This is a genomic window from Streptomyces sp. NBC_00400 (genome assembly GCF_036048035.1).
Classification (GTDB): Bacteria; Actinomycetota; Actinomycetes; order Streptomycetales; family Streptomycetaceae; genus Streptomyces.
Map to the genome: position 1 here is coordinate 129,161 of NZ_CP107940.1, position 23,998 is coordinate 153,158.

General features: G+C 71.1%; 20 protein-coding genes and 1 pseudogene. 15 read left to right on the top strand and 6 right to left on the bottom strand.

The features are described from left to right. Positions 1–113: 113 nt before the first annotated feature. The 3 genes from OHS81_RS00610 to OHS81_RS00620 all read left to right on the top strand — a co-directional run bounded on the left by OHS81_RS00610 (position 114) and on the right by OHS81_RS00620 (position 3,943). Positions 114–1,304: an acyltransferase family protein gene (locus OHS81_RS00610; RefSeq protein ID WP_328381387.1), complete on the top strand. Its 1,191-nt coding sequence runs from the start codon at positions 114–116 to the stop codon at positions 1,302–1,304. A gap of 126 nt (positions 1,305–1,430) precedes the next feature. Next, the gene (locus tag OHS81_RS00615) at positions 1,431–2,492 is read left to right on the top strand and encodes a class I SAM-dependent methyltransferase (protein ID WP_443058630.1); all 1,062 of its coding nucleotides are present in this window, start codon (positions 1,431–1,433) and stop codon (positions 2,490–2,492) included. 182 nt (positions 2,493–2,674) lie between these two features. After that, a complete protein-coding gene (locus tag OHS81_RS00620; RefSeq protein ID WP_328381389.1) occupies positions 2,675–3,943 on the top strand; it encodes a glycosyltransferase in 1,269 nt (422 codons plus the stop codon). Here the strand turns inward: OHS81_RS00620 and OHS81_RS00625 are convergent. After that, entirely contained in the window at positions 3,925–4,815 is an 891-nt protein-coding gene (locus OHS81_RS00625; RefSeq protein WP_443058824.1) for an alpha/beta fold hydrolase, read from the bottom strand. The two genes, OHS81_RS00620 and OHS81_RS00625, sit on opposite strands and share 19 nt — an antisense overlap. Here OHS81_RS00625 and OHS81_RS00630 point away from each other — a divergent pair. The 4 genes from OHS81_RS00630 (at position 4,714) to OHS81_RS00645 (ending at position 8,721) form a co-directional block, all read left to right on the top strand. Further along, complete coding sequence (locus tag OHS81_RS00630) at positions 4,714–5,322, top strand: TetR/AcrR family transcriptional regulator (protein ID WP_328381391.1); 609 nt, start codon at positions 4,714–4,716, stop codon at positions 5,320–5,322. The genes OHS81_RS00625 and OHS81_RS00630 overlap by 102 nt on opposite strands. Positions 5,323–5,617: 295 nt before the next feature. Then, entirely contained in the window at positions 5,618–6,394 is a 777-nt protein-coding gene (locus OHS81_RS00635) for an ankyrin repeat domain-containing protein (RefSeq protein ID WP_328381393.1), read from the top strand. Positions 6,395–6,608: 214 nt separating this feature from the next. Further along, the gene (yczR, locus tag OHS81_RS00640; protein ID WP_328381395.1) at positions 6,609–8,096 is read left to right on the top strand and encodes a MocR-like transcription factor YczR; all 1,488 of its coding nucleotides are present in this window, start codon (positions 6,609–6,611) and stop codon (positions 8,094–8,096) included. 346 nt (positions 8,097–8,442) lie between these two features. After that, positions 8,443–8,721, top strand: a complete 279-nt coding sequence (locus OHS81_RS00645; protein WP_328381397.1) for a hypothetical protein — start codon at positions 8,443–8,445, stop codon at positions 8,719–8,721. Positions 8,722–8,802: 81 nt separating this feature from the next. On the opposite strand, the gene OHS81_RS00650 is transcribed toward OHS81_RS00645, so the two are convergent. After that, complete coding sequence (locus tag OHS81_RS00650; protein ID WP_328381399.1) at positions 8,803–9,426, bottom strand: alpha-ketoglutarate-dependent dioxygenase AlkB; 624 nt, start codon at positions 9,424–9,426, stop codon at positions 8,803–8,805. A 245-nt stretch (positions 9,427–9,671) separates the two neighbouring features. Between OHS81_RS00650 and OHS81_RS00655 the strand changes: the two genes are divergently transcribed. The 3 genes from OHS81_RS00655 to OHS81_RS00665 all read left to right on the top strand — a co-directional run bounded on the left by OHS81_RS00655 (position 9,672) and on the right by OHS81_RS00665 (position 12,389). Beyond that, entirely contained in the window at positions 9,672–10,430 is a 759-nt protein-coding gene (locus OHS81_RS00655; RefSeq protein ID WP_328381400.1) for an IclR family transcriptional regulator, read from the top strand. Between the two features lie 117 nt (positions 10,431–10,547). Then, a complete protein-coding gene (locus OHS81_RS00660; RefSeq protein WP_443058631.1) occupies positions 10,548–11,786 on the top strand; it encodes a PP2C family protein-serine/threonine phosphatase in 1,239 nt (412 codons plus the stop codon). Between the two features lie 183 nt (positions 11,787–11,969). Next, positions 11,970–12,389, top strand: a complete 420-nt coding sequence (locus OHS81_RS00665; RefSeq protein WP_328381402.1) for a PPOX class F420-dependent oxidoreductase — start codon at positions 11,970–11,972, stop codon at positions 12,387–12,389. Between the two features lie 166 nt (positions 12,390–12,555). Here the strand turns inward: OHS81_RS00665 and OHS81_RS00670 are convergent, their stop codons facing one another. Together OHS81_RS00670 and OHS81_RS00675 are read right to left on the bottom strand one after the other, a co-directional pair. Then, on the bottom strand, positions 12,556–13,443 hold the full coding sequence (locus OHS81_RS00670; RefSeq protein WP_328381404.1) for an RNA polymerase sigma factor SigF: 888 nt from the start codon (positions 13,441–13,443) through the stop codon (positions 12,556–12,558). 160 nt (positions 13,444–13,603) lie between these two features. Continuing rightward, positions 13,604–15,163 carry a hypothetical protein gene (locus OHS81_RS00675; RefSeq protein WP_328381406.1) on the bottom strand — a complete coding sequence of 520 codons (1,560 nt, stop codon included), beginning with the start codon at positions 15,161–15,163 and terminating at the stop codon, positions 13,604–13,606. A gap of 61 nt (positions 15,164–15,224) precedes the next feature. Between OHS81_RS00675 and OHS81_RS00680 the strand changes: the two genes are divergently transcribed. The 5 genes and pseudogenes from OHS81_RS00680 (at position 15,225) to OHS81_RS00700 (ending at position 20,056) form a co-directional block, all read left to right on the top strand. Next, the gene (locus OHS81_RS00680) at positions 15,225–15,989 is read left to right on the top strand and encodes a TetR/AcrR family transcriptional regulator (RefSeq protein WP_328381408.1); all 765 of its coding nucleotides are present in this window, start codon (positions 15,225–15,227) and stop codon (positions 15,987–15,989) included. A 244-nt stretch (positions 15,990–16,233) separates the two neighbouring features. Then, a pseudogene (locus OHS81_RS00685) lies at positions 16,234–17,118 on the top strand (Vgb family protein); the annotation flags it as partial. A gap of 190 nt (positions 17,119–17,308) precedes the next feature. Then, on the top strand, positions 17,309–18,598 hold the full coding sequence (locus OHS81_RS00690; protein ID WP_328390815.1) for a PP2C family protein-serine/threonine phosphatase: 1,290 nt from the start codon (positions 17,309–17,311) through the stop codon (positions 18,596–18,598). Positions 18,599–18,748: 150 nt separating this feature from the next. Beyond that, a complete protein-coding gene (locus OHS81_RS00695; RefSeq protein ID WP_328381410.1) occupies positions 18,749–19,591 on the top strand; it encodes a DUF1206 domain-containing protein in 843 nt (280 codons plus the stop codon). Between the two features lie 138 nt (positions 19,592–19,729). After that, on the top strand, positions 19,730–20,056 hold the full coding sequence (locus tag OHS81_RS00700; protein WP_328381412.1) for a hypothetical protein: 327 nt from the start codon (positions 19,730–19,732) through the stop codon (positions 20,054–20,056). Between the two features lie 190 nt (positions 20,057–20,246). Here the strand turns inward: OHS81_RS00700 and OHS81_RS00705 are convergent, their stop codons facing one another. Both OHS81_RS00705 and amaB read right to left on the bottom strand, forming a co-directional pair. Beyond that, on the bottom strand, positions 20,247–22,094 hold the full coding sequence (locus tag OHS81_RS00705) for a M28 family metallopeptidase (protein WP_328381414.1): 1,848 nt from the start codon (positions 22,092–22,094) through the stop codon (positions 20,247–20,249). 354 nt (positions 22,095–22,448) lie between these two features. Next, a complete protein-coding gene (gene amaB, locus OHS81_RS00710; protein WP_328381416.1) occupies positions 22,449–23,978 on the bottom strand; it encodes an L-piperidine-6-carboxylate dehydrogenase in 1,530 nt (509 codons plus the stop codon). Positions 23,979–23,998: the final 20 nt, after the last annotated feature.

Sequence of the window (23,998 nt, forward strand, 5' to 3'; positions counted from 1 at the left end):
CTCCGCACGGGCCGGATCAGTCCTTCCCATCGATCCCCCGGCGACCCCCTCCGCGCACCCCTGTGCATCGGTGTGGTGGTCATGGGCCCGGTCGTTCCCGCAGGAGGCCACTCGTGCACGATCTCCCCGGACCGTCGTCCCCCTCCACCGCGACGGTCGGCCGCGTCGTCGGCCGCATCGGCACACCGGAGCCGTCGGCGAAGGACGGCACACGATCGGGCCGGCCCCGGCAGTTGCCTTCTCTGACCGGTCTGCGGTTCGCCGCTGCGGGCGGAGTCGTCTACACCCACAGTGCGCTGCTGATCAACCCGCACCTCGCCCGGACCCTGGGGCCCGAAGTATGGGTCGGGGCGAGTTCGGTTTCGCTTTTCTTCATTCTGAGCGGCTATGTGCTGACGCATTCCGCCCGCCCGACCGACACCGCACGCGCCTTCTGGCAGCGCCGGGCCGCCAAGATTCTGCCCAATCACGTACTGACCTGGTGCGTGGTCATGGCCGCGCTCGTCTGCGCCGGAGGGACGGCAACGCACGGTTCCGGATGGCCGGCGAACCTTTCCAGCCTCTTCCTGGTGAACACCTGGGTTCCCAGCCAGCGCTTTGTCTCCGCGGGTAACCCGGTTTCCTGGTCACTGGCCGCCGAAGGGTTCTTCTACCTTCTCTTCCCCCTGCTACTGCCCCATGTCCAGCGGCTGTCACGTCGTGGACTGCTGATCGGGGCGGGCGGGGCGGTCGCGCTCGTCTGGACCTGCCCGGTGCTGTACGAGTTCGTCCTCAACCAGGGCGGACCGTCATTTACCGGATACTGGTCCTTGTACATGCTGCCGATCACCCGGCTGCCCGAATTCGTCCTCGGCATGATGCTGGCCCGCATCTCCTCGACGGGAATGCGAATTCCGCGTATCGGCGTTCTCCCGGCCGCCCTGGGCGTCATCAGCACGATCGTGGTGAACGCTGCGTTTCTCCCGCACAGCTTCCTGTACGCGGCCTCGACCGTGATCCCGCTCGCCACGCTCGTCCACGCAACCGCCGAGCTGGACCTGCGCAGCAGAAAATCGCTGCTGCGCACGCCTGTCCTGGTGTTCCTCGGTGAAATCTCCTACGCCATGTATCTCGTCCACTTCATGGTGCTGGGGTTGCTGTATCTGTCCTTGACGGGTCATGGATGGAGCAACCTCGCCGTGGTCCTGGCCGGCCTGCCCGTCGTGCTGCTGACCTCGTGGCTGCTGTATGCGGGGGTGGAGCGGCCGTGTGTGCGGCGCTTCTCCGTGTCCCGCCGTGCCCGCCCCCGTGCCGCCACTGCGTAGTGCACCCGGGCGTTCCGGCGTCCGTGCGGTGCGCGCCCGGTCCCCGGAGCGGCCCGGCGTGCCCCGCCCGCCCTCCACACCGGTGGCAGCGCTCCCCCTCAGGACCACATCGGAAAGAAGCCCCCCATGATGAGTATGCGAAGCGAGCAGATCGCCGCCCACCGGCCCCGATACCAAGACGAGCTGGCACACGGGCTGGAGCGGTTCTTCGAACCACGGCGCACCACGTGTCCTTGGTGCACCTCCTCCCGGCTGCGCGGGCGCCTGCGCACCACCGACCATCCCCAGCACAAACCCGGGACGTTCGTACTCGACCAGTGCCGCAGTTGCGGGCACGTGTTCCAGAATCCCCGGCTGAGCGCGGACGGACTGGATTTCTACTACCGGGACTGTTACGACGGTCTGGGCGAGGCGACGATGGCCCGGCTGGCCCGCTCGCCCCTCGCGGTGAGGCTCTACCGGGCCCGCGCCCGGGCGCTGCTCCCGTTCGGCCGCCCGTCACGGTGGCTCGACGTGGGAACCGGTCACGGCCACTTCTGCGCCGAAGCCCGGAAGATCCATCCGGACACCCGGTTCCACGGGCTCGACTGGGGCGAGGGCGTCGAGATCGCCGCACGCAACGGCCGTATCTCCCGGGCCTACCGGGGTTCCTTCGTCGGGCTGGCAGGCCAGTTGGCCTGTCAGTACGACGTGGTGAGCATGCATCACTACCTGGAACACACCCTGGCGCCACGGCAGGAACTGGCCGCCGCCCACACCGCGCTCCGGCCCGGCGGTCACCTTCTGGTGGAGGTGCCCGACCCGGAATCCGCCTCCGCCCGTCTGCTCGGCCAGTGGTGGGGGCCGTGGCTCCAGCCGCAGCATCTGCACTTCGTCCCGCTGGACAACCTGTGCAGTGCACTGGCCGAGCAGGGATTCACCGTCGTGGCCACCGACCGGCACGCGCCCCATGTCCCCACCGATCTGACGTCCGCGGCGGTGAACCTGCTCAAATCCGTCCTGCCGAGCGAGGATCTGCCCTGGCTGCCCCGGAGGCCGGGGCCGGTCAGCCGCTGGATCCGCGGGCTTTCCCTGCTGGCCGTCGCACCCGTGCTCCTCGTCCTCATCGGGCTCGACCTCCTGCTGGCTCCCTTCACACGGCGCACCCGGCTGTCCAACGCCTACCGGGTGATCGCACGCCGCGACTGACCACCGCGCCGGGGTGCCGCGAATACGCCCGCGGGGGAGGCCACCCGGCCCTCGTCCACCACACAACTGCGCGGGGATTCCCACGCGTTCGGCTCCACACGGAAATACGGCGGTTACACCGCCGGAGTGAAGCCGGTCGCAGTCGGAATCATCGCAGCCGACGAGACGGGACACTGCCGACCATGCACATCCTGATCGCTACCGCGGGTTCGCACGGGGACGTTGCTCCCTACACCGGCCTGGGGGCCCGGCTGCATCGCGCCGGACACCGGGTGGTGATGGCCACCCATACGCGCTCGGCCGAGCTCGTACGCCGCAGCGGCCTGGGCTTCCACCCCCTTCCGCTCGACCGGTACGCCACGTCCGGAGCGGAGGACACGCCGGGGCACGGACCGGCGAAGGGCGCCGGCCTCTCCAAGGCCGAACAAATGCGGCTGGCACGGGAATTGGCGCCGGAGATGGCCGATGCGGTGACCGAGGCCTGTGCCTCGGGTGCCGAGGTCCTGTTGTTCTCCAGCAGCCTGGCTCCCCTGGGACTCGTGGCGGCAGAGGGGCTGCAACTGCCCTGCGCCGGGGTGTTCTTGCAGCCCCTGGAGCCCACCCGGGAGTTCCCGCCGGTCATCTTCGATGTGCCGTCGTGGGGACCACTCGCCAACCGGGCGCTGGGGCAGTGCGCGCAGTCGTTGCTGGCCCGGGCCTTTGCACCCGGGGTGCGCCATCTGCAGCGCCGGCTGGGCGTGACACGGGAGGCCCTGGAGCGGCGCCGGGCCACCTGGCCGGTCCACCACGGATTCAGCCCGGCGGTGGTTCCCCGGCCCGCCGACTGGCGGCCGGGAATGGAGGTGGCAGGCTACTGGTGGCCGTCGGAAGTCCCCGGCTGGGCACCGGAATCCAGGCTGGCGGATTTCCTCCGGGCCGGTCCGCCACCGGTCTTCGTGGGCTTCGGCAGCATGGCGCCCAGCGACCCGGAGCGACTGGGACGTCTCCTGGCACGCGCCTTGCGGCTCGCCGGGGTACGCGGTGTCGTCCAGTCGAGCCGGGCGGGCCTGTCGGTCGAGGGGGACGACGTCCTGACGGTGGGCGAGGTCCCGCACGTCCAGCTGTTTCCGCAGATGGCAGCCGTCGTCCACCACGCGGGTGCCGGAACCACGGCGGCCGGCCTGCGCGCGGGCGTGCCGGCGGTCCCCGTTCCGATGATGCTGGACCAGCCCTTCTGGGCGTCACGTCTGACGTCACTCGGCGTCAGCCCCGGGAAGATCCCCTTCCAGCGCCTGACCGCGGAAAACCTCGCGGCCGCCGTGGGCAAGGCCGTGCGCGACCCCCGGTACCGTCAGCGCGCCCGCCAGGTGGCGGCGTTGCTCGGTACGGAGGACGGCGCCGGCCGGGTGCTGGCAGCGGTCGAGCGCGGGGCGGGGGGATACCGCAGGGGCGGTCAGGACCCGGGCCGCTGAGGCTGCCCGAGTGAGTCCACCGAGTCCAGGAAGCTCACCATCCGGCTGTTGACCGACTCCGCGTGGTCGATCTGCGGTCCATGGCCGGTGTCGGCGACGATCTCGACGCGGGCGCCGGGCAGCAGGCGCGGGACGCGCTCCTTTTGCCGTTGCGGGTGCACCAACAGGCTCCGCTTCCCGAGCAGCAGGTAGAGCGGAGTGCGGATACTGCGCAGTTCGGCTTCGGTGAGGGGGAGCGGGGAAGGGCGGCGGATACGGTGGGCGCGCACGCCGAGCCGCACCATCGCGCGCAGTTCCGGCACCACCAGGACCGGCTGGTCGAGCCAGGCGGCGAGACGTGGACGCAGCGCTTTCGGCGCACAGGTCGCGAAGAGGTTGACGAATAACCAGGCGAAGAACCGCAGGCCCACCCTCTCCAGGCCGCCCGGGTCCAGCAGGGTGACCGAGGCCAGTCGGCCGGGCCGGTGCAGCGCCTGGTTCACGGTGAGCCATCCGCCGTAGGAGGACCCGATGAGGTGGACCCGGTCGAGTCCGAGGCCTTCGAGCGCCTCGTCGAGCCACTGTGCGGCACGTTCGGGCTGGTGGACCACCGCCTCGTTCACATAGCGGCCGACGGCGGGGTTGCGGTCTCGCGTCTTGGTGTCGGGCACAGCAGGCCACCTCCTGACAGCGTTTTGGTAATACCACCGTATCACCAAAGTGGTACAGCGGTACCATGTAGCCGATCTCCCAGGCCGGAACGGAACGAACGAGGCGGAGGGCACGGGCCGATGCCGAAGCGCGTGGACCACGAAGAGCGGCGTACCCAGATCGCCGAGGCGCTGGTCCGGGTCGCCGGGCGGCGCGGATTGCACGCCATCGGGATGCGCGATGTGGCGGCCGAAGCGGGGGTGTCCCTGCGGCTGGTGCAGTACTACTTCGAGACCAAGGAGAAGCTGCTGCTCCATGGACTGCAGCAGCTGACCACCGGGCTCGGGACCCGTATCGCCGACCGGGTCCGGGCCACCGGGGACACCCCGGGACCACGCGGGATTCTCGAGGCCATCCTCCTCGAAGCGCTCCCCCGCGACGAGGAGAGCCGGACTTTCCACCTCGTCTACACCTCCTACGCCGTGCTCTCCGTGACGGACGAGGCACTGGCCGCCCAGCCGTTCATCGACGGCCCCAATGCCGCCGAGGACTTGGTGGCCGACCAGTTGGAGCGGGCACGCGAAGCCGGTCTGACCCCGCCCGGCACGGACGTACGCACGGAGGCGGTCAGCCTCCTCGCCCTGTCGGCGGGCCTCGGCACCAGCGTTCTGGTGGGCCAGCGCACCCCGGAAGCCGCAGCAGCGGTCCTCCGCCACCACCTGGACCGGCTCTTCCCGGACGGTGGATGAACCGGCCCGGGAAGCCGGAGCCGCTGCCCGCAAAAATTACGTCGACTGCCCCAGCATCTGCAGTTAGCCTCGGCCTCCATGCCCAGCACCCCGCAGACGGTCGATGACGTGCCCGTCCGGGTCGCCGTCCTCGGTGACATCTCCCGCCACACAACGGCAGGTCCGGCACCGCGGGATGTCATCCACGAGTGCACCCGCGGGCGGCAGACGCGGCCCTCGCCGATGCCGGGGAAGCCGCAAGAGCGGCTGACAGGGCGGGGCGTGGCCCGATGACGTCCCCCAGGAAGGAAGCCGCATGACCGAGTCGTTGACCGCACGGCTCATCACCGCCCTCTACGAGGAACAGGTGCGCGAGGTGGATGCGCTCTTGCGGCAGGGGGCTTCGCCGTCCGCTGCGAGCGCCGACGGGGAGACACCGTTGTACCGTGCCGCGGTGAACGGGCACACCGACACCCTCCGGCTGCTCCTCGAAGCGGGCGCCCCACCCGATGCGGAGAGCCGGGGAGAGCCGGGCAGTTCGGGTCTGCCGCTGTGCGCGGCGGCGTGCTGGGACCACTCGGAGGCGGTGCGCGAACTGCTCGCTCACGGCGCCGACCCCGACCGGCGGGAGGACGACGGCACCTCCTACTCCCCCTTGATGTGGGCGGCCACCGGCGGCCACCACCGGACCGCCCGGCTGCTGCTCGACGCGGATGCCGATCCGAACGCGGCCCATGGTGAGCGGACCCCGTTGATGATGGCGGCCGAGCGGGGATCGATTGCGGTGGTGCGGGCTCTGCTGCACCACGGCGCCGACCCCCGTCTCACCGATGCGCAGGGCCGGACGGCAGGGGACATGGCCCGCGAACAGTGCGGCAGGGATATCGAGAGCGAGCTGCGGGAGAAGGCGGGCGCCGCCCCGGACAGCCGGTGCGGGGTCTGGCGCAGTCCCCGGCCCGAGGGCACGGAGCTGATCGAGGTCACGGTCTGCTCACCGGACGGAAGGGGCGGGGCCCAGTGGCAGGGCGAGACGGGGCACGCCCTGATCGCCGCGCTCCTGCGGGACACCATGCAGGACGCCATGCGGGATTGAGGCTGGTCGGCAAGGTTCGCGGGCACGGGGATACGGCGCGCCGGACAGCCTTGCGTCACCGAGGCGTTCGGGAGTGCGTCCGGCAGCACCCCGGTAGGCGAACGAGGCATGAGAAGAGGCACGGACCTTGCACGGACCCCTGCGCCTCAAGACCAACCTGCCGCCTCTGTAGAGTCATTGGCCTGGCGAGCACGACCGATCCGGGGAGAGTGGCATGGCCGACCGGCATCGGTACCCGCATGCGGACCGGGCGGACCGCGCCGACCGGAGCCTGGGGAGCCGACAGCTCGCCGCGATGCTGCCCGACCCGGCAGAAGCACGGCCGGCCTACCGCCACCTGGCCAGGGCGATCAGTGCGCTGATATTGGACGGACGCATCGCGCTGCACGTCAGGCTCCCCGCCGAACGGGAGCTGGCCACGGCCCTGCACACCAGCAGGGCCACCGTCACCGCCGTGTACGACCTGCTGCGCGAGAGCGGCTACGCGCACAGCCGCCAGGGTTCCGGTACCTGGACGGCCCTTCCGGAGGGCCGGGCCCCCAGCGGCATCGCACGGCTCCTCGGGCCCCAGGACACCGCGATCGACCTGGCCAGCGCCGCACCGGGACTGCCGGAGCAGGCGCTCCTCGATGCCCTCGCCCAGGTCACCCCGCGGCTGGCCGAGCACGCACACACCCCCGGCTACCATCCCTACGGCCTTCCGGAGCTGCGCGCCGCCGTCGCCGAGCGCTTCACCCGGCGGGGGCTGGCCACCATGCCCGAACAGATCCTGGTGACCGCCGGCGCCCAGCACGCGCTCACGCTCGTCCTGGGGCTGCTGTGCCGGCCCGGTGACCGGGTCATGGTCGAGAACCCGTCCTACCCGAACGCCCTGGAGGCCATGCGCCGCGCCCGGCTGCGCACCCTGTCGGTCCCGGTGACCGACACCGGCTGGGACATCGAGATCACCGAATCGACCTTCCGCCAGGCGGTTCCCCAACTGGCCTACCTGCTCCCCGACTTCCACAACCCGACCGGCTGCCTCATGCCCGATGAGGAGCGCGTCCGCATTCTGCGCGCCGCGGAGCGCTCCGGCGCCTGGCTGGTCGTGGACGAGACCCTGGCCGACCTCGCCCTCGATGTCCCCGCCCCGCCACCGTTCGCCTCCCGCGCCACTCCCGGCGGGGCCGGTCAGGTCATCACCATCGGCTCGATGAGCAAGACGCACTGGGGCGGTCTGCGCATGGGCTGGGTGCGCGCCCCCGCGCGGCTCGTCACCGAACTCGCCGGCCAGCGAGTCGCCACCGACATGGGCGGCTCGGTGCTGGACCAGCTGCTGGCCGTCCCGCTCCTGGCCCGTGCCGGGGAACTGTTGCCGGCCCGCCTGGAACAGCTGCGCCGGCAGCGCGCCGCTCTGGCCGCGGCCCTGACCGAGCACCTGCCGCAGTGGACCTGGCAACTGCCGCCCGGCGGACTGTCGCTGTGGGTCGACCTCGGCGCACCCCTCGCCTCGGCGCTGGCCGAACGGGCCCTGGACTACGGAGTACGGATCGAGGGCGGTGCGTACTTCGGCACCGATCCGGGCCTGTTCGAACAGCGCCTGCGGATCCCCTACACCACCTCGCCGGAGACTCTGCATGAGGCCGTGCACCGCATGGGCGCCGCGCTCGCGGCGGGGCTTTCACCATCATCCGCCGACCGCCGGGCGCACTGGGTTGCCTGAACCGGGCACGGGCTTCGATCGGGCACGGCTAGCGATCGGGCACAGCTTTCGGTCGGGCCCCTGGCGTCTCGGCTCGTCCGGCCGGTGTGCGCCGCACCGGAGTTGGCGCGGCCCTGAGCGGCCGTACGTCGGCCCGCCGCCGCCAGGGCCACCACGCCACACCCGCTCCCCTCGCCATTCATAGTCTGATAATTACTTTCTTTCACACTCTGTCTGCATTGTGTAAAACCTTTGGTGTTAGCCGCATATGGAGCACGTCATGGGTGCATGGTCAGTGATGCCCGGCCATCGGCAGGGCATCTCGCACCATGGCTTCGCACCATGGCAATGCAGAAAGGCACGATCGATGACTGACGGATTCAAGCGCGCCCTGGCTCTCGGCGCCGCCACCGTTGCTCTCGCCGGAGGCACCCTCCTCTCCTCGGTGGGTGTCGCCTCGGCCACGCCGTCGCACCACGGAGACCGCACGACCACCCGACACGTCGACAGGGGGCGGTGCCACATGGTCCACGGACACTGGACCCGCACCTGGCACCCGGCCTGGCGTGACCGGCACGGCGTCCGCCACCCCGGCTACTGGACCCGGACCTGGCACCGGGAGCACCTGGTCTGCCGCCGCCACTGACCACTCCCCCGCAGTAGTTGCCCGCAGTAGTTGAAGGGCCCCCGAGCCGACGCGTACTCGGGGGCCCACCCGCGTCCGGCTTCAGCGCACGCCGTGGGGCCGGAACTGGATGCTGATCCGTGGCCCCGCCGCACGGCTCTTGGGGATCGCATGTTCCCAGGTCCGCTGGCAGGAGCCGCCCATCACGATCAGGTCGCCGTGGCCCAGCGGCCGCCGTACGGTGCCGCCGCCGCGCCGCGGACGGAGCAGCAGATCGCGCGGTGTGCCCACGGACAGGATGGCGACCATCGTGTCCGCACGCCGGCCGCGGCCGATCCGGTCGCCGTGCCAGGCCACACTGTCGCGGCCGTCGCGGTAGCAGCAGAGCCCGGCCGTGGTGAACGGTTCGCCGAGCTCGCCGGCGTAGTGGGCGGACAGCGCATCCCTCGCCTCGGCCAGCACGGGGTGCGGCAGCATGTCGCCGGCCTCGTAGAAAGCGAGCAGCCGCGGCACGTCCACCACCCGCTCGTACATCCGCCGGCGCTCGGCCTGCCAGGGCACCTCGGCGGCGAGCTGCGCGAACAGGGCGTCGGCCCCGCTCAGCCATCCGGGCAGCAGATCGAGCCAGGCCCCGTCACCGAGCTCGGTCCTGCGCACGCCGCGCAGTGGGCCGAGACGGACCTCGTCGGCCTGGTCGAAGAGCGAGCCCTGAAGGTGCGTGGCCATGTTTCCAGGGTACCCATTATTCGAATACATGTTCTGCAGCGTGGCCGTCACACGCGGGCACTCCCTGCGCCATCGATTGCGCTCCGGCAATGCCCCGCACACCCCGGCCCAGCCCGACGCGCCCGGCGCCACCCGCCACACCCCGACACCACCCGCCACCCCCGGTACGCACCCCGTCCGCGAGGCAACGGCACCCGCCGCGACACGGCCTTGCCTCCCCGGGTCACCGGGAGCAGGCTGAAGACATGGGCAACGAAGAAGGCCCTACGCTCATCACTTCCGTCCAGCGCGCCTTCCGCTTGATGGAGGCCGTGGGTGCCCACGAGGGCGGCGCACCGGCGAAACAGCTGGCACGCGAGACAGAGCTGCCACTGGGCACCACCTATCACCTCCTGCGCACGCTGGCGCACGACGGGTACATCCGGAAGCTGGAGGACGGCGGCTTCGTCCTGGGCGACAAGCTGGACACCCTCCATACCGGAGGGCGGGGGCAGGCGCTGCTCAACCGGGTCCGGCCCGCGCTCGCAGCGCTACGGGACGACCTCTCGGCCGCCGCCTACCTGACGTTCTACGAGGATGGCGAGATCCGGGTGGCCGAGATCGTCGACGGCCCCCGGGCACCCCGGGTCGACCTCTGGGTGGGGTTCGAGGACGCCGGGCACGCCACGGCGCTGGGCAAGTGCGTGCTGCGTGAGCTGGATGACGAGGCCCGCGACGACTACCTCTCCCGGCACCCCCTTGCCGACCTCACGCCCCGCACCATCACCGGACGGGCCGAACTGCTGCGCAAGCTCGACACCCTGCCCATGGCACCGCTCGTGACGGACATGGAGGAGTACGCGCTCGGCACGTTCTGCGTCGCGGTGCCGGTCTACAGCGGCGAGACACTCGGATCCCTCGGCGTATCGCTGCGGGCGGACCGCATCTCGCGCATCGACGAGGTCCGCAGCCGGCTGCTTCCGACAGCGAACCGCGTAACCAGGGGACTCTCACTCACTATGTGAAATCCCGACCCTTGCCACTCCCCCATAGATGCCGCTTTTCTTGATGAAACGGACATTTTCAGGTGCTGATGCCCTCAGCCCAGGCCCTGAACAGGGAAGCGAGCCGCGGAACCGTACATGCGCCAAGCCCGGACCCCTCACCACGACCGCCTGCCGCGGCGGCAGGCCCCCAAGCCGTTCTCCACGCTGCGGACAGCGGTCCGCCGGCCCGCCCCGCCCCGGGGTGACACACCGGCCCGTGCGACGGACAACCGCCGCCACTACACCTCCTGCCTGCCGGTTCTGATCATCGCAGCCGTGACGGTCCTCGCCTTTTCCGGCGGAACCGGTATGAGCTGGCTGCCGCTGCTCGCCGTGGGCCCCGCGCTGGCTGCCGCCACCAGCGGGCCGTGGGGCGTGCTCCGCGTCGGTGTCCTGGCGGTGGCGCTGGGGGCGGCGCTCGGCCTGCATGATGGTGCGCCGGGCAGCGACCAGGCGATCGTGCTGTCCACACTGTCCGCCGTGACGTTGGCCAGCAGTCTGGCCGGCGCCCTGCGCAGGCGTCGCGAGCAGGTGCTGGCCGCCGTCCGCTCGGTCGCCGAGGCCGCCCAGCACGCCTTCCTCAAACCCGTGCCGGCAACGGTCGGGCCCTTCCAGACCGCGGTCCACTACAGCGCCGCCGCTGCCGAGGCCCGGATCGGCGGGGACCTCTACGCCCTGGTGCCGACGCCGTACGGGGTCCGGCTGATCGTGGGCGATGTGCGCGGCAAGGGGCTGCCGGCGGTGGGAATCGCCGCGCTGGTCCTGGGCGTGTTCCGGGAAGCGGCCTACGACGAGCCGGATCTGCTCGATGTGGTCCACAGGATCGAGCGCAGCCTGGCGCGCAACCTCGGTCCGGACGACTTCGTCACCGCGGTGCTGGCCGGATACCCCGAGGCCGGCCGTATGGAGCTGGTCAACTGCGGGCATGCCGCTCCGCTCCTGGTCCACGATGCGGGCGTGCGGCCCGTCGAGCCCGCCCGTCCGGCCCCGCCGCTCGGTTTGCGTGCCCTGGCCGACGAGGCCCCCGGCCTCCAGGAAATCGCCCTGCACGAAGGGAACCAGCTGCTCTTCTACACCGACGGCGTGACCGAGGCCCGGGACCACAAGCGGCAGTTCTATCCGCTCGTCGAGCGGCTGTCGCAGCACATTTCGCAGGAGCCTTCGCGCACTCTCGCCGCGCTCCACGAGGACCTGCTCGCGCATGTGGGCGGCGAGCTGCACGACGACGCCGCCATGCTCCTCCTCCGGAAGACGGCCGACGCTCCCTCGGCGGTCCCGGACGCACCGGACCCGTCGGCCGGACGGCAGCCCTGCCCTCCGGTGGCCGCCGAATAGGAGCACCGCTCCGGGGGCTGTGCGGTGTGGCGGTGCCCCGGGAGGCGGGAACCGGTGTGAGCTGAGTACGGTCGACGGTGTTGATCGACCGTGTTGACCGCCCCGGACGGCGAACAGCACCGTCTTCACCTGCCGACCCGAACGGCCCACAGCACCGTACTCACGTATGGAGGAGCGCCTCGTATGTCGAAACCACCGCTTCCCGATGAGGCAGCCGCCCTGTTGAGCAAGCCGAATCCGGCCGTCATCACGACGCTGCGGCCGGATGGGCAGCCGGTGTCCACGGCCACCTGGTACCTCTGGGACAACGGCCGGATCCTGGTCAACATGGATGAGGGCCGCAAGCGGCTGGAGCATGTCCGCAACGACCCCCGCGTCACGCTGACCGTGCTGGACGAGGGCAACTGGTACACGCACCTCAGCATCATCGGCCGTGTCGCGGCACTCCGTGACGATGAAGGGCTCGCCGATATCGACCGGCTGGCGCAGCAGTACCTCGGCAAGCCGTACCCGCAGCGGGACCGCCGCCGGGTCAGCGCCTGGGTCGAGATCGACCGCTGGCACGGCTGGGGCAGTATGAAGGACAGCAGCCAACCGGGCTGACGACAGCCACCGGCCCGCTCTCCTCCCCTCCTCCCCACTGCCGGGGCAGACGGGGGTCACCCGCCGTTGCCGCTCACCCGCACTTCCGCGGAAGGGGCCGCGCACCCGCGCGCGATGCACGCCCCAGCCGTCGCCCCAGCCGTCGCCCCGGCAGCGACAGGTGCGTTCACGTCCCGGCCAGGAGTCCCTTGCGCAAGGTGGCGCACACGCGGGTCAGCAGGCGCGAGACATGCATCTGGGAGAGGCCGAGCTCCGCACCGATCTCGGACTGGGTCATTTCCTCGCCGAAGCGCAGCTGGAGAAGGGTGCGTTCGCGGTCGTCGAGCTCGGCCAGATGCGGCTTGAGCGCCTGGATGTCTTCCGCCAGGGCGAGGGCGGGATCGTCGGTGCCCATGAGGTCGGCGACGAGACCGGTGGTCGGCTGCTTGCCGCCGCCGGCTTGGACGGGCCGGTCTATGGAGTCGCTGTCGTAGCCGTTGCCGGCCACGAGTCCTTCCGCCACCTCGTCCTCCGCCAGATCGAGGCGGGCGGCGAGTTCGGCGACGGACGGCTCGTGGCTGCCCTCGCTCTCCAGCTCTTCCCTGGCACGGGCGATGTCGATGCGGAGTTCCTGCAGGCGCCGCGGTACGCGCACCGACCAGGTGGTGTCCCGGAAGAACCGCTTGATCTCGCCCTGGATGTAGGGGACGGCCAGCGTGGTGAACTCCACGTCGCGGGACGGGTCATAGCGGTCGATCGCCTTGATCAGACCGATCGTCCCCACCTGCAGGACGTCCTCCATGGACTCCTTGCGGCTGGAGAAGCGTCGGGCGACATAGCGCACCAGGGAGAGATTCATCTCGATGAGGGTGTTGCGCGCGTACTGGTACGCGGAGGTCCCCTCCTCCAGCTCCTGCAGCCGCAGCAGGAACTGCTTGGACAACTCCCGTGCGTCGGACGGAGCGACGCGCAGCGGAAACTGGATCTGCGGCAGCACCGTCGGGGCGGGCGCGGCACACTCCTGCGAGGTGGTCTCCGACTCCGTTCCCGCGTTCATGGTGCTGTTGCTGCTCATGCTGCTGGCTCCCGCCTGTTGCTGAGCCCCCGTCGCCTGCGCCCCTACCCGTCACTGCCGCAGGCATGTCAGGTCAGCCGCCCTTGTCCGGCCCGCCCGCCGGCGCTCCTCATGAACCGGCCGTCACCCGACCATGGCCGGACCTGCCCGGCAGGCCGTCTCACGGCCGGGCCGGCGACTCCGGGCGGGTGGAGAGGAACAGCGGGGTGACCGAAGCACGGAGGTGGACGGTGCTGCCGTTCCGGTCGACGGGCACACGGGTGCCGAACGCGTCGAGCGCGTGGACCGTCGCGTGCGGCCACGGCCAGTCGACGGGTGTCCCGGGTTCGTCCTCGCCGGTGAAGGCGTCCCCGGCCGCCCACAGGACGTGCAGCGGCCCGCGGTCCTCACGGGACACCTCGAACGCGTACAACTCCGGTCGGCCTCCGGCCTCGAGGCGGCGGATCTGTGTGGTGCCGTCGAGGCAGGCGGTGACGAGGGCGAAGGTGTCGGCGGACGGGTGGCGTCGGGTCAGGCGGCCGGTGCCGTCGTAGTCCATCAGGGCGAGCCGGCCGAAGAGGAATCCCATCATGTTCAACCGGTCGCGGTAGCCCGGGATTTCGGGGGCCAGGTTCCAGCATGCCGTGCGGGTCACCCCGGCGGCGAGGGCGAGGACGTTACGGGTGACCATCTGGCGGCAGTTGATCCGGTCCCGCTTCGCGGCGAGTTCGGGCGGGCAGCCCTCCATGAACATCTGTAGCTGCGGAGGGAGTTGAGCCATGCGGGCGTAGAGGGAGCGCATGGCCGTGCGGTCCGGGGGCTCGGGAGAGGCTTCCTCCGGCAGCTCATGGGAGGCCTCGTCCGAGGGCTGGTGGGAGGCCTCGTCCGAGGCCGCGTCCACCGGTCCGTCCGGGGTCGCGTCCGCGGGCTGCTTCTCGGGGGCGGCCTGCTCCGGTCCCGCGAAGGCCGCCATCATCGTCTGCTGGAACGCGGCCTGGGCCTCGGGGAATTCGAAGAGCGTCGGCCCGTTGTACTCCCCCGCCACCACCGGCCGCTCGTAGCCGTGGCGGCGCATCATCTCGCGGACGGATGCCACCTGCTCGGGGATGTGGTGCGGATCGCCGTAGAGGTGGACGGAGAACAGGTCGAAGGCGTCCCGGCCGTGCGCGGCCACATGGTCGAAGAACTGCCGGGCCGGACTGCCGGACGGGCTGGAGAGCACGTCGTAGCCGCACCCCCCGAGGACGACCTTCGCTTCCGGGTCCGCGCCGCGCACACCGCGGTGGAAGGCGGTGAGCTGATCCACGTACTCCGGCGCGGTACCCGCCCACAGGAGACCGGTGTTGCTGGGCTCGTTGTTGCACTGCCAGTAGTGGACGCGTCCCCGGCAGCGGGTCACCAGGTCGCCGATGAAGCGCTCGTACTGCCGCGGGTCGTGGGCGGGCGACGACGGCAGAAAGCCCGTCGGGTGCCGGGTCGCCCAGGGGGAGCTGGAGCACACGGTCACCCATACCTCGTCGGCCGGATCCAGCTGGCCGAGAATCGCGTCGACGACCGTCCAGTCGTAGCGTCCCGGCTCCGGTTCGATCTGGCCCCAGTAGACATAGACACGCACCAGCGTGCCGCCGAGTTTCCGCATCTCGGGCACGAAGCTGTCCGGAGCCCCGAACATGCCGTAGCTGATTCCCCTGACGACACCCAGACGGACCCCGGCCGGGGCGACGGACGGGTACTGGTTCATGTGAACTCCCTCGGCTTGCGTATATGACATATACCTTACCTTGACGAGATAAACTCAAGTCATGAAGGAGAATCCGAGCGGCGCACCGGCACCCTTGATCTGGACCCATCCCTCCCCCGCGCGGCGACGGAGCCCACTGGAGCGGGACGACATCGTGCGGGCCGCCGTCGCGGTCGCCGACGAGGGCGGGGCGCAGGCACTGACGATGACGGCGGTCGCCAAGCGGCTCGGGCCCTATACCCCGATGGCGCTGTACCGCTATGTACTCAGCAAGGACGGCCTGATCGACCTGATGCTCGACAGCGTCACGGCGGAGATCCCGGTACCCGAGGAGCCGGGCGCCGACTGGCGCGCGGACCTGCACGCACTGGCCTCGGAGAGCTGGGCAATGGCCAAGCGCCACCTCTGGTACGCCCAGCTCGCGCCCACGCGCCCGCCCCTGGGTCCGCACGTGATGCGCCGCACCGAATTCATCCTCCGGGTGCTGGTGCGGCAGGGGTTCACGGTCGGCGAGGCCATGACCTACGCGGCACTCCTGGACCGGCACATCCTGGGCAGCGCACAGCAGGAGGCGGAGGAGCTCGCCATGCGCCGCCGGTACGGACTCCACTCGCCGCAGCAGCTCAGTGAGGCCATCACCGCCGCCCGCGATCTGGCGGCCGAGGGCGGGCGCCATCCGCTGCTCACGGAGTGGATGACCGCCCCGTCGGGAGCCGGCATGGACGAGCAGTTCGAGCTCAGCCTGGCGTTCCTCATCGACGGCATCGCGGCACGCCTGCCGCGCCGGGGCACACCCGCAGGAGGAGGCGACGGCGCGACGAGGTGAGGGGCGCACCTGGAGAGAGGGGCGTCCACTGCCGCACGCTGCGGACCCCGCGCACGCCGAACTCCGCGGCTCACACCCCGCAGCTCACCGGTCGCGCCCCGCACAGGCCGCGCAGCTCACGCAGCCGGCCGCCGTGCGCGCGGCAGATCGCACCGAATTTCCGTTGCGTGGGCGGAGCCGCCATGCCATCCTTTTCCTAACGCAACATTCGTAGCAGTAAGTGTCACAGGGGGAAGAGCTGCCGATGTCCCGCCGCGCCGTTTCGTTCGAGGAGATCCCGGTCTCCGACGCCAGTTCAGGCCCCTATGCCCTCACCAGGGGCCCCGACGACGCGCTGTGGTGCACTCTGGTCCACTCCGGGCAGATCGCCCGGCTGGCACCGGACGGGCAGCTCGATCGCCATTCGCTCGACTCCGCCGTCTGCGGCCCCTCCCTCATCACCTCGGGACCCGAGGGGGCGTTGTGGTTCACCCGTAGTCAGGATCATCGAATCGGACGGATCACTGTGGACGGGAAGGCGACCTCGTTCCCCCTCCCGAGTCCGGGCAGCGGCCCCTTCGGGATCGTGGCCGCCGGCGACGGCGCCCTCTGGTTCACCCAGCTGCACACCGACCGCATCGGGCGTATCGACACGGACGGCCGGGTGACGGAGTTCCCGCTGCACCTGCCCGGCGCCTTCCCCTCCGCCATCACGACCGGCCCCGATGACGCCCTGTGGTTCACCCTCAACCAGGCAGACGCGATCGGTCGCCTGAGCTTCGAGGGCGACCTCACCCTCCACCGGCTCCCGACCGAGAGCGCCGCACCGGTCGGCATCACTTGCGGAGCGGACGGCGCGCTCTGGTTCGTCGAGATAGGTGCCGGCCGGATCGGCCGTATCACCACACAGGGCCGGATCGACGAGTTCCCGCTGCCGGACCCGGAATCCCGGCCCCATGCGATCGTGGCCGGCCCGGCCGGTGACTGCTGGTTCACCGAATGGGGCGGCAACCGCATCGGGTCCATCACCCCCGACGGCCATATCGAGGAGTACGACCTCCCGGGCCCCGCTTCGGAACCACACGGCCTGGCCTTCGGAGCTGACGGCGCCCTCTACGTGGCGCTGGAAATCGGAGCGATTGCCCGCATTACGCTCCAGGACACCGCGGTGTCGTTCTCGGCATGCTCCCTCCCGGTGTCACCATCGAGAGACAAGCATCGCCGCCGGGAGCACGGGCGACCGACGGTGCCACGAGATGGACAGCCCACGGGGCGAAGGCTCGGCGAGCTGCAACCCGAGGAGAAGTGTCTGAATGAGCAGTGCAGCCGCCCGGGCCCGGATGCTGGGTGACCTGATCACCGCCAGCCACGTGATCACGCTGGAGCAAGTGCCGGACCTGGTCGTCAAGCACGCGGCCCGGGTCGGCTGGCCGGGGGTGCTGATCTACCTGGCCGATCTGCAGCAGGAGGTGCTGTGCCTGCTTGCCGGTCAGGGGCCCGGTGCCGGCGGCGGCGCGGAGGCACCGCCGGACGTGGTGCGCATGGAAGGCACCCTCGCCGGACGGGCATTTCAGACCGGGGGCATCGTCGCGAGCCCCACTCCCGGGGCCGAGCAGTGGTGGGTTCCGTTGCTCGACGGCACCGAGCGACTGGGCGTGCTGCGCGCCTCCGGCCCCCCGGGCACGGAGATGGACGCCCAGGCGGCCCAGGACCTGCGCAACCTTGCCGGGCTGATTGCGCTGATGATCGTCAGCAAACGGGGGGCGAGCGACACCTACGCCCGGCTGGTACGGCGCCGGAGGATGAATGTGGCCGCGGAGATGGAGTGGCGCATCATGCCGCCGAGGACCTTCGCCACCGACCGGGTGCTGGTCAGTGCGGTGATGGAGCCCGCCTATGAGGTCAGTGGGGATGTCTTCGACTACGCCATCGCCGGGGAGACCGTGCACCTGGCGCTCTTCGACGCCATGGGCCACGACACGGCCGCCGGGCTGACAGCGAGCCTCGCGGTCGCCGCCAGCCGCAACCGGCGCCGGCAGAGCCCCGGAATCCTGCAGATCGCCGAAGCCGTGGAACACGCACTGGTGGAACAGTTCGGCTGCAGCCGCTACGCCACGGGCATTCTGGCCGAGCTGAACACCGGCACCGGGCTCCTCACCTGGACCAGCGCCGGGCACCCTCCACCGGTCATCATCCGCAAGGGCCGCACCGCACTGAGTCTGACCTGCCCGCCCGCCCCACCCATGGGCACCGATCTGGGCCTGCCGCCCACCGTGGTCCGGGAACAGCTGGAGCCCGGCGACCGCCTGCTGCTCTACACCGACGGCATCACCGAAGCCCGTAACCGCGAAGGCCAGGAATTCGGCCTGGCGGGATTCACGGACTTCCTCATCCAGCACCACGCCGACGGGCTGCCCGTCCCGGAGACCCTGCGGCGCCTGATCAGGCGCCATCTGGCCTATCACGACGGCCGGCTCGACGACGATGCCACGGTCCTGCTGCTGGAGTGGAACGGCCCCACCCCCTACCGCCCCGCACGGGTCGAAGCCCTCGCCGGGCTCCCGGAGCACACCACCGAAGACCCGCCCCTGGCCACCCCCTGGAGCACACCCACCAGAGACGTCCTGTGAAACGCGGGGGCCGCAGCGCGCCAGCGGTCTCCTCCGCAGCGGCAACCGGAGTGTGACGCCGACGGCGGGGCAGAAGTATCCCGCTCTCGTCGGTGGAGACCGGGCGGGTGCGCCCCCGACGGCGGGGCAGAAGCCCTCTGGAGGTCACACATGCCATCGACTCTTGCGGTACCGCACATCGGACGACGCACCGCCCGTCGCGCCGCGCGCAGCTCGGCCGTCCGGGCCGCGGCACGCGGTGGGTTCGCGGCCCGGGGAGTGATCTACCTCCTCGTGGGGGTACTGGCGCTGCGCATCGCGTTCGGCGACGCCGGTGAGCAGGCCGACCGGGGCGGAGCGCTGGCGGAGATCGCCGCCCGGCCGTTCGGCGGCGTGCTGATATGGGCGCTCGGCCTGGGACTGGCCGGGATGGCCCTGTGGCGCCTGTCCGAGGCGGCGTTCGGTGCGGCAGGGCCCGACGGGCACAAGGCCGGAACGCGACTGCTGTCGCTCGTCCGTTGCATCTTCTACGCCGTGGTGTCCTTCTCCGTGCTGTCCTTCGCGGCGGGGAAGAAGGGCAGCGGAAGCGGGGCGAGCGACCAGCAGTCCCGGGACGCCACGGCCACGGCACTGGAGCTGCCCGGCGGCCCCTGGCTGGTGGCCGCCGCGGGGGTGGGCATTGCCGTGGCCGGAGTCTGGATCGCGGTGCGGGCCGTCCTGCGCACGTTCCACAAGCACCTCAACAGGAGCGGCATGTCACGGTCCGCCCGGCGCGGTATCGATGTGCTCGGCGTCTCGGGCGGCATCGCCCGCGGTGGAGTGTTCACGCTCGCCGGCGTCTACGTCGTCAAAGCCGCGGTCACGTACGACCCCGGCCGCGCCAAAGGCATGGACGATACGCTCCGTTCCTTCGCCCACACCCCGGCCGGTCCCTGGCTGCTGGCCGCGATCGCCGCGGGCCTGGCGCTGTTCGGCGCCTTCTCGTGCGCCATGGCCCGCTGGCGGGACGTCTGAACCCGCGAGGCCCGGCTGCCCGCGATCCCCGGAATCCTCACCGCAAGTCCCGCACTCCCGCCCCACCGAAACTCTCCCAGCCCTCGGCGCACTCCGCCCCACGACACACTCCCACTCCACGTCAGGAGCTCTCTTCGGATGACCGAGACCCATCAGAATGCCCCGGCTGCACGGGCCGTCTACCGTGCCGAGGCTTTTGTACGCAACGGCCGCTGGCACCTCGAAGTCGCCAGCCTCGACAGCGAACCCGACACCGGGGACACCGAAGCCCTGCTCGTCACGCTGTGGCCCGTCGAAGAGGCGCCGAACGGCAGCGGCTTCCCCGCCGCCTCCCTCGGCGCACAACTGCGCGACAGCGGCTTCGCTCTCGCCGACCCCGATCGGGGCACCGGCGGCTGGACGCCCACCGGCGACCGGGACCGTTACACCGCCTCCTGCTACGCGACGGACGAGACGACCACTTGAGGTGCCGGGCATCTCGCGGCGGAGCGACGGGCGTCGCCCCGTTGTGCCGGAGGTCTGTTCGCCGGCCGGGGAGGAAGCGGCGCCGGCGTGAAGCCGCGCAGGAGGGAAGCGGCGCCGCAGTGACGTCGCGCCGCGCTGAAGTGGCGCCGGAGGGGCGAGCCGGATTCTGCCCGCCCCTCCGGGCCGTCGGTCAGCCGGTCTGCAGGGTCGCGTCGTCGATGACGAAGCTGGTCTGCAGGCTGGAGTCCTCGGTGGCGGTGAAGGTCAGGGTGATCCGCTGTCCGATGTAGGGGGTCAGGTCCAGGGTCCGCTGGGTGTAGCCGCTCGATGCCGCGGTGTTGGAGAGGGTCGCCAAGGTGGTGCTGCCCACCTTGACCTTGAAGGTGTCGTAGGCGACCCGGTCGGTCTCATCGGTGTCGATGTGCAGCCAGTAGGCCAAGGTCGCCTTGCTGCATCCGGCGGGCACGGTCACCGCCTGGTTGAGGGTGTCGGTGGCGGAGGAGCCGTAGCCGCCGAGCCAGGCGAACCTGCTGCCGCCGTGGGCGGACTGGCCCGCGTGGGCGCCGATCGCCCCGGTGTCGCCCGTCCAGGGAGTGATGCCGTTCTCGAATCCGCCGTTGGCGATCAGCTGTTGGGCGGTGCAGCCTCCGGCGCCCTTGATCGTCAGGGTGTACGGCGTGCTGTGGGTGACGGACCCGGTGCCGGTGACGGTGAGGGTGTAGGTGCCGGGCGGCGCGCTGGACGTCGTGGCGAGGGTCATGGTGGAGCTGCCGCCGGAGGTCACCGAGGCGGGGCTGAAGGAGACGGTCACACCGGCCGGAGCGCCCGAGGCCGACAGGGCCACCGTCTGTGGGGACCCGCTGGTGGTGGCCGTGGAGAGGGTGCTGGTGGCCGAGGCACCCGGGTCCACGCTGCCGGTGGCGGGGCCGGCGGTCAGCGAGAAGTCGTTCGCCGGAGTGGTGTCGGCGACGGCGAGCTTCCACAGGGTGGCGGCGATGCCGTCGACGCTGTGGTTCAGTCCAGTGGTGTTGATGTTGCCGGTGGTGTCGCAGGACTGGTGGTAGCAGGCGTCGTAGGCGCGGTTGGCGGTGCCGCCCCACTTGGCCGCCTGCGCGGAGGTCTTGCGGGCACTGGCGCCCATCGCATATCCGGAGGTGGGGATGCCCGCCTGCTCGAAGGAGTAGTCGTCGGAGCGGCCGGCGCCCTCGGTGTTCTCCTCGGGCTGGAGGCCCAGGGAGTCCCAGTAGGCCTTCATCGGCTGGGCGGCCGCCGAGGTCACGTGGTTGATGAAGTAGCCGCCGTTGAGCGAGGCGATCATGTCGAAGTTGTAATACGCCTTGATCTTCGACCGCTCGGCGGAGGAGAGGGAGTTGACGTAGAAGTCGGAGCCGTTGAGGCCCTGTTCCTCGTCGGTCCACCAGCCGAACCGGACGCGGGCCGCCATGGCGGGGTGCTGCTGCGCGAGGGTGAGGGCCGTCTCCAGCAGCGCGGCCGAGCCGGAGCCGTTGTCGTTGATGCCCGGCCCCGCTCCGACGCTGTCGAGGTGGGAGCCGAACATGTACACCTTGGTGGCGTCGCCCTGCGGCCATTCGGCGATCAGGTTGGGCCCGGCCCCGGTGGCGCAGCCGGAGGTGCAGGGCTGTTCGGTGACGGTGTAACCGGCCGCCTGGAGCTTGGCCTTGGCGTAGGCGACCGAGTCCCGGTAGCCCTGGCCGCTGGATTTGCGGGTGCCGCCGTTGCGGGTGGCGATGGCGTTCAGCTCGGTCAGATGCGCCTGGACCTTGGCCACATCGATGTCGGGGGCTTCAGTGGCGCCGGTGCGGACGGCGACGGGGCCTTCGACAGGCGTGGCCTGACCGGTGGGCGTGGCCGGACCGCCGGTCGAGGCCCGGTCGACGGCCGCTGTCGCGGCGCCCGCCGGGTGGGGCGGCAAGGCGGTCTGCGAAGCGGCCGCGGCGGTGGGGGCGAGGGTCAGCACGGCGGCTTGGAGGGTGGCGGCGAGGGAGACGCCGGCCACCGCGAGTCTTCGTAACACCATGGCTCCTTGAGGGGTAGGGAGTGCTACCGACGGAGGTTGTGGTGGAGCGCCGGGCCGTGGCGGCGTCTCGTCCGGCCGGCCTCGGCCACGTGGGGCGGCGTCAGCACGGTGCGAGAACGGCATGTCCATGACCCAGGCCGCCGTACCATCACACCGCGGCACCCACCACGTCAACGGATGTCCCGGCGCAACGCCGTGTTTGTCGAAAAACGGCAGATGGCGCCCGATAACCGGGCACTTGGCCGGGTCCGCGGGCCGTTTCGGACGCCCCCGGCACGACGAACCCCCGCCCTGCGCGGGGCAGGACGGGGGCGGTCGAGGGCGTGCGGCGCGGGCGCGGGGCCCGTCCGGTCCCTACAGGAAGCTGACGTTCTGGGCGAGGGCGAGCCGGCTGGAGTAGTTGATGGTGTTGGTGGCGGAGCGCATGTAGGCGCGCCAGGCGTCGGAACCGGATTCCCGGCCGCCGCCGGTCTCCTTCTCCCCGCCGAAGGCCCCGCCGATCTCGGCGCCTGAGGTGCCGATGTTGACATTGGCGATGCCGCAGTCGGAGCCCTCGGCGGACAGGAAGAGCTCGGCCTCCTGCTGATCGCGGGTGAAGATGCTGGACGAGAGGCCCTGCGGGACATCGTTGTGCAGGGCGATGGCCTCCTCCAGGGTGTCGTAGGTCTGCACGTACAGGATGGGGGCGAAGGTCTCCTCGCGGACGACGTCGGTCTGTTCGTCGACGCGGACGAGGACCGGCTCGGCGTAACCGGCCCGGGGCGCGGCGTCGGCCAGGCGCCGGTTGCCGCCCGCGAGGATCTTGCCGCCCTCGGCCTGGGCCCGGGTGAGGGCGTCCTGCATGGTGTCCAGGGCGGTGGTGGAGATCAGCGGGCCGACGAGGGTGGTCTCGTCGAACGGGTCGCCGATGGGGAGCTTCTGGTAGGCGGCGGTCAGCCGGGCGATGAGGGTGTCGGCGATGTCCCGGTGGACGATGAGACGGCGCAGGGTGGTGCAGCGCTGGCCCGCGGTGCCGGCCGCGGCGAAGACGATGCCCTGCACGGCGAGGTCGAGGTCGGCGGAGGGCGCGACCACGGCCGCGTTGTTGCCGCCGAGTTCGAGCAGGCTGCGCCCGAAGCGGGCGGCGACGCGCGGGCCGACCTCGCGTCCCATGCGGGTCGAGCCGGTGGCGCTGATCAGCGCGATACGGGGATCGTCGACGAGCTTTTCGCCGATGGTGCGGTCGCCCAGCAGCAGGCGGTGCACGTCGCGTGGGGCGCCGACGTCCTCGGCGGCCTGCGTCAGCAGCCGGTCGCAGGCCAGGGAGATCAGCGGGGTGAGTTCCGAGGGCTTCCAGATCACGGTGTCACCGCAGGCCAGCGCGACGGCGGTGTTCCACGACCACACCGCGGCGGGGAAGTTGAACGCGGAGATGACGCCGACCACGCCCAGCGGGTGCCAGGTCTCGGCGAGCCGGTGGCCGGGACGCTCGGAGGCGATGGTGCGGCCGTAGAGCTGGCGGGACAGGCCGACGGCGAAGTCGCAGATGTCGATCATCTCCTGGACCTCGCCGAGCGCCTCGGAGCGGATCTTGCCCGCCTCGATGGTGATGAGGTCGGCCAGCTCGCCCTTGTGGTCGCGCAGCAACTCGCCCAGGCGGCGCACGAGTTCACCGCGTCGGGGCGCGGGGGTGGTGCGCCAGGTGAGGAACGCCTCGCGGGTGGCGGCGATGGCCTCCTCGGTGTCGGCGGCGGTGGCCGCGCGCAGGCCGAAGAGGTCGTCACCGGTGATGGGGCTGCGGGCCGAGAAGTCGTCGCCCTCCGGGACGGTGACGCCGAGGGCGGCGAGGCTGTCGCGGGCACGGGTGCGCAGGTCCTCGGTGGTGGGGAGGATGGTGCTGGTCATGATGCTCCTCTGGGGTGTTG

What these genes read in the sequence shown, in the direction of transcription:
- OHS81_RS00615 (WP_443058630.1), top strand. Translation starts at nt 1,431, where the DNA reads ATGATGAGTATGCGAAGCGAGCAGATCGCCGCCCACCGGCCCCGATAC.
- OHS81_RS00620 (WP_328381389.1), top strand. Translation starts at nt 2,675, where the DNA reads ATGCACATCCTGATCGCTACCGCGGGTTCGCACGGGGACGTTGCTCCC.
- OHS81_RS00630 (WP_328381391.1), top strand. Translation starts at nt 4,714, where the DNA reads ATGCCGAAGCGCGTGGACCACGAAGAGCGGCGTACCCAGATCGCCGAG.
- OHS81_RS00635 (WP_328381393.1), top strand. Translation starts at nt 5,618, where the DNA reads ATGACCGAGTCGTTGACCGCACGGCTCATCACCGCCCTCTACGAGGAA.
- yczR (WP_328381395.1), top strand. Translation starts at nt 6,609, where the DNA reads ATGGCCGACCGGCATCGGTACCCGCATGCGGACCGGGCGGACCGCGCC.
- OHS81_RS00645 (WP_328381397.1), top strand. Translation starts at nt 8,443, where the DNA reads ATGACTGACGGATTCAAGCGCGCCCTGGCTCTCGGCGCCGCCACCGTT.
- OHS81_RS00650 (WP_328381399.1), bottom strand. Translation starts at nt 9,426, where the DNA reads ATGGCCACGCACCTTCAGGGCTCGCTCTTCGACCAGGCCGACGAGGTC.
- OHS81_RS00655 (WP_328381400.1), top strand. Translation starts at nt 9,672, where the DNA reads ATGGGCAACGAAGAAGGCCCTACGCTCATCACTTCCGTCCAGCGCGCC.
- OHS81_RS00660 (WP_443058631.1), top strand. Translation starts at nt 10,548, where the DNA reads ATGCGCCAAGCCCGGACCCCTCACCACGACCGCCTGCCGCGGCGGCAG.
- OHS81_RS00665 (WP_328381402.1), top strand. Translation starts at nt 11,970, where the DNA reads ATGTCGAAACCACCGCTTCCCGATGAGGCAGCCGCCCTGTTGAGCAAG.
- OHS81_RS00670 (WP_328381404.1), bottom strand. Translation starts at nt 13,443, where the DNA reads ATGAGCAGCAACAGCACCATGAACGCGGGAACGGAGTCGGAGACCACC.
- OHS81_RS00675 (WP_328381406.1), bottom strand. Translation starts at nt 15,163, where the DNA reads ATGAACCAGTACCCGTCCGTCGCCCCGGCCGGGGTCCGTCTGGGTGTC.
- OHS81_RS00680 (WP_328381408.1), top strand. Translation starts at nt 15,225, where the DNA reads ATGAAGGAGAATCCGAGCGGCGCACCGGCACCCTTGATCTGGACCCAT.
- OHS81_RS00690 (WP_328390815.1), top strand. Translation starts at nt 17,309, where the DNA reads ATGCTGGGTGACCTGATCACCGCCAGCCACGTGATCACGCTGGAGCAA.
- OHS81_RS00695 (WP_328381410.1), top strand. Translation starts at nt 18,749, where the DNA reads ATGCCATCGACTCTTGCGGTACCGCACATCGGACGACGCACCGCCCGT.
- OHS81_RS00700 (WP_328381412.1), top strand. Translation starts at nt 19,730, where the DNA reads ATGACCGAGACCCATCAGAATGCCCCGGCTGCACGGGCCGTCTACCGT.
- OHS81_RS00705 (WP_328381414.1), bottom strand. Translation starts at nt 22,094, where the DNA reads ATGGTGTTACGAAGACTCGCGGTGGCCGGCGTCTCCCTCGCCGCCACC.
- amaB (WP_328381416.1), bottom strand. Translation starts at nt 23,978, where the DNA reads ATGACCAGCACCATCCTCCCCACCACCGAGGACCTGCGCACCCGTGCC.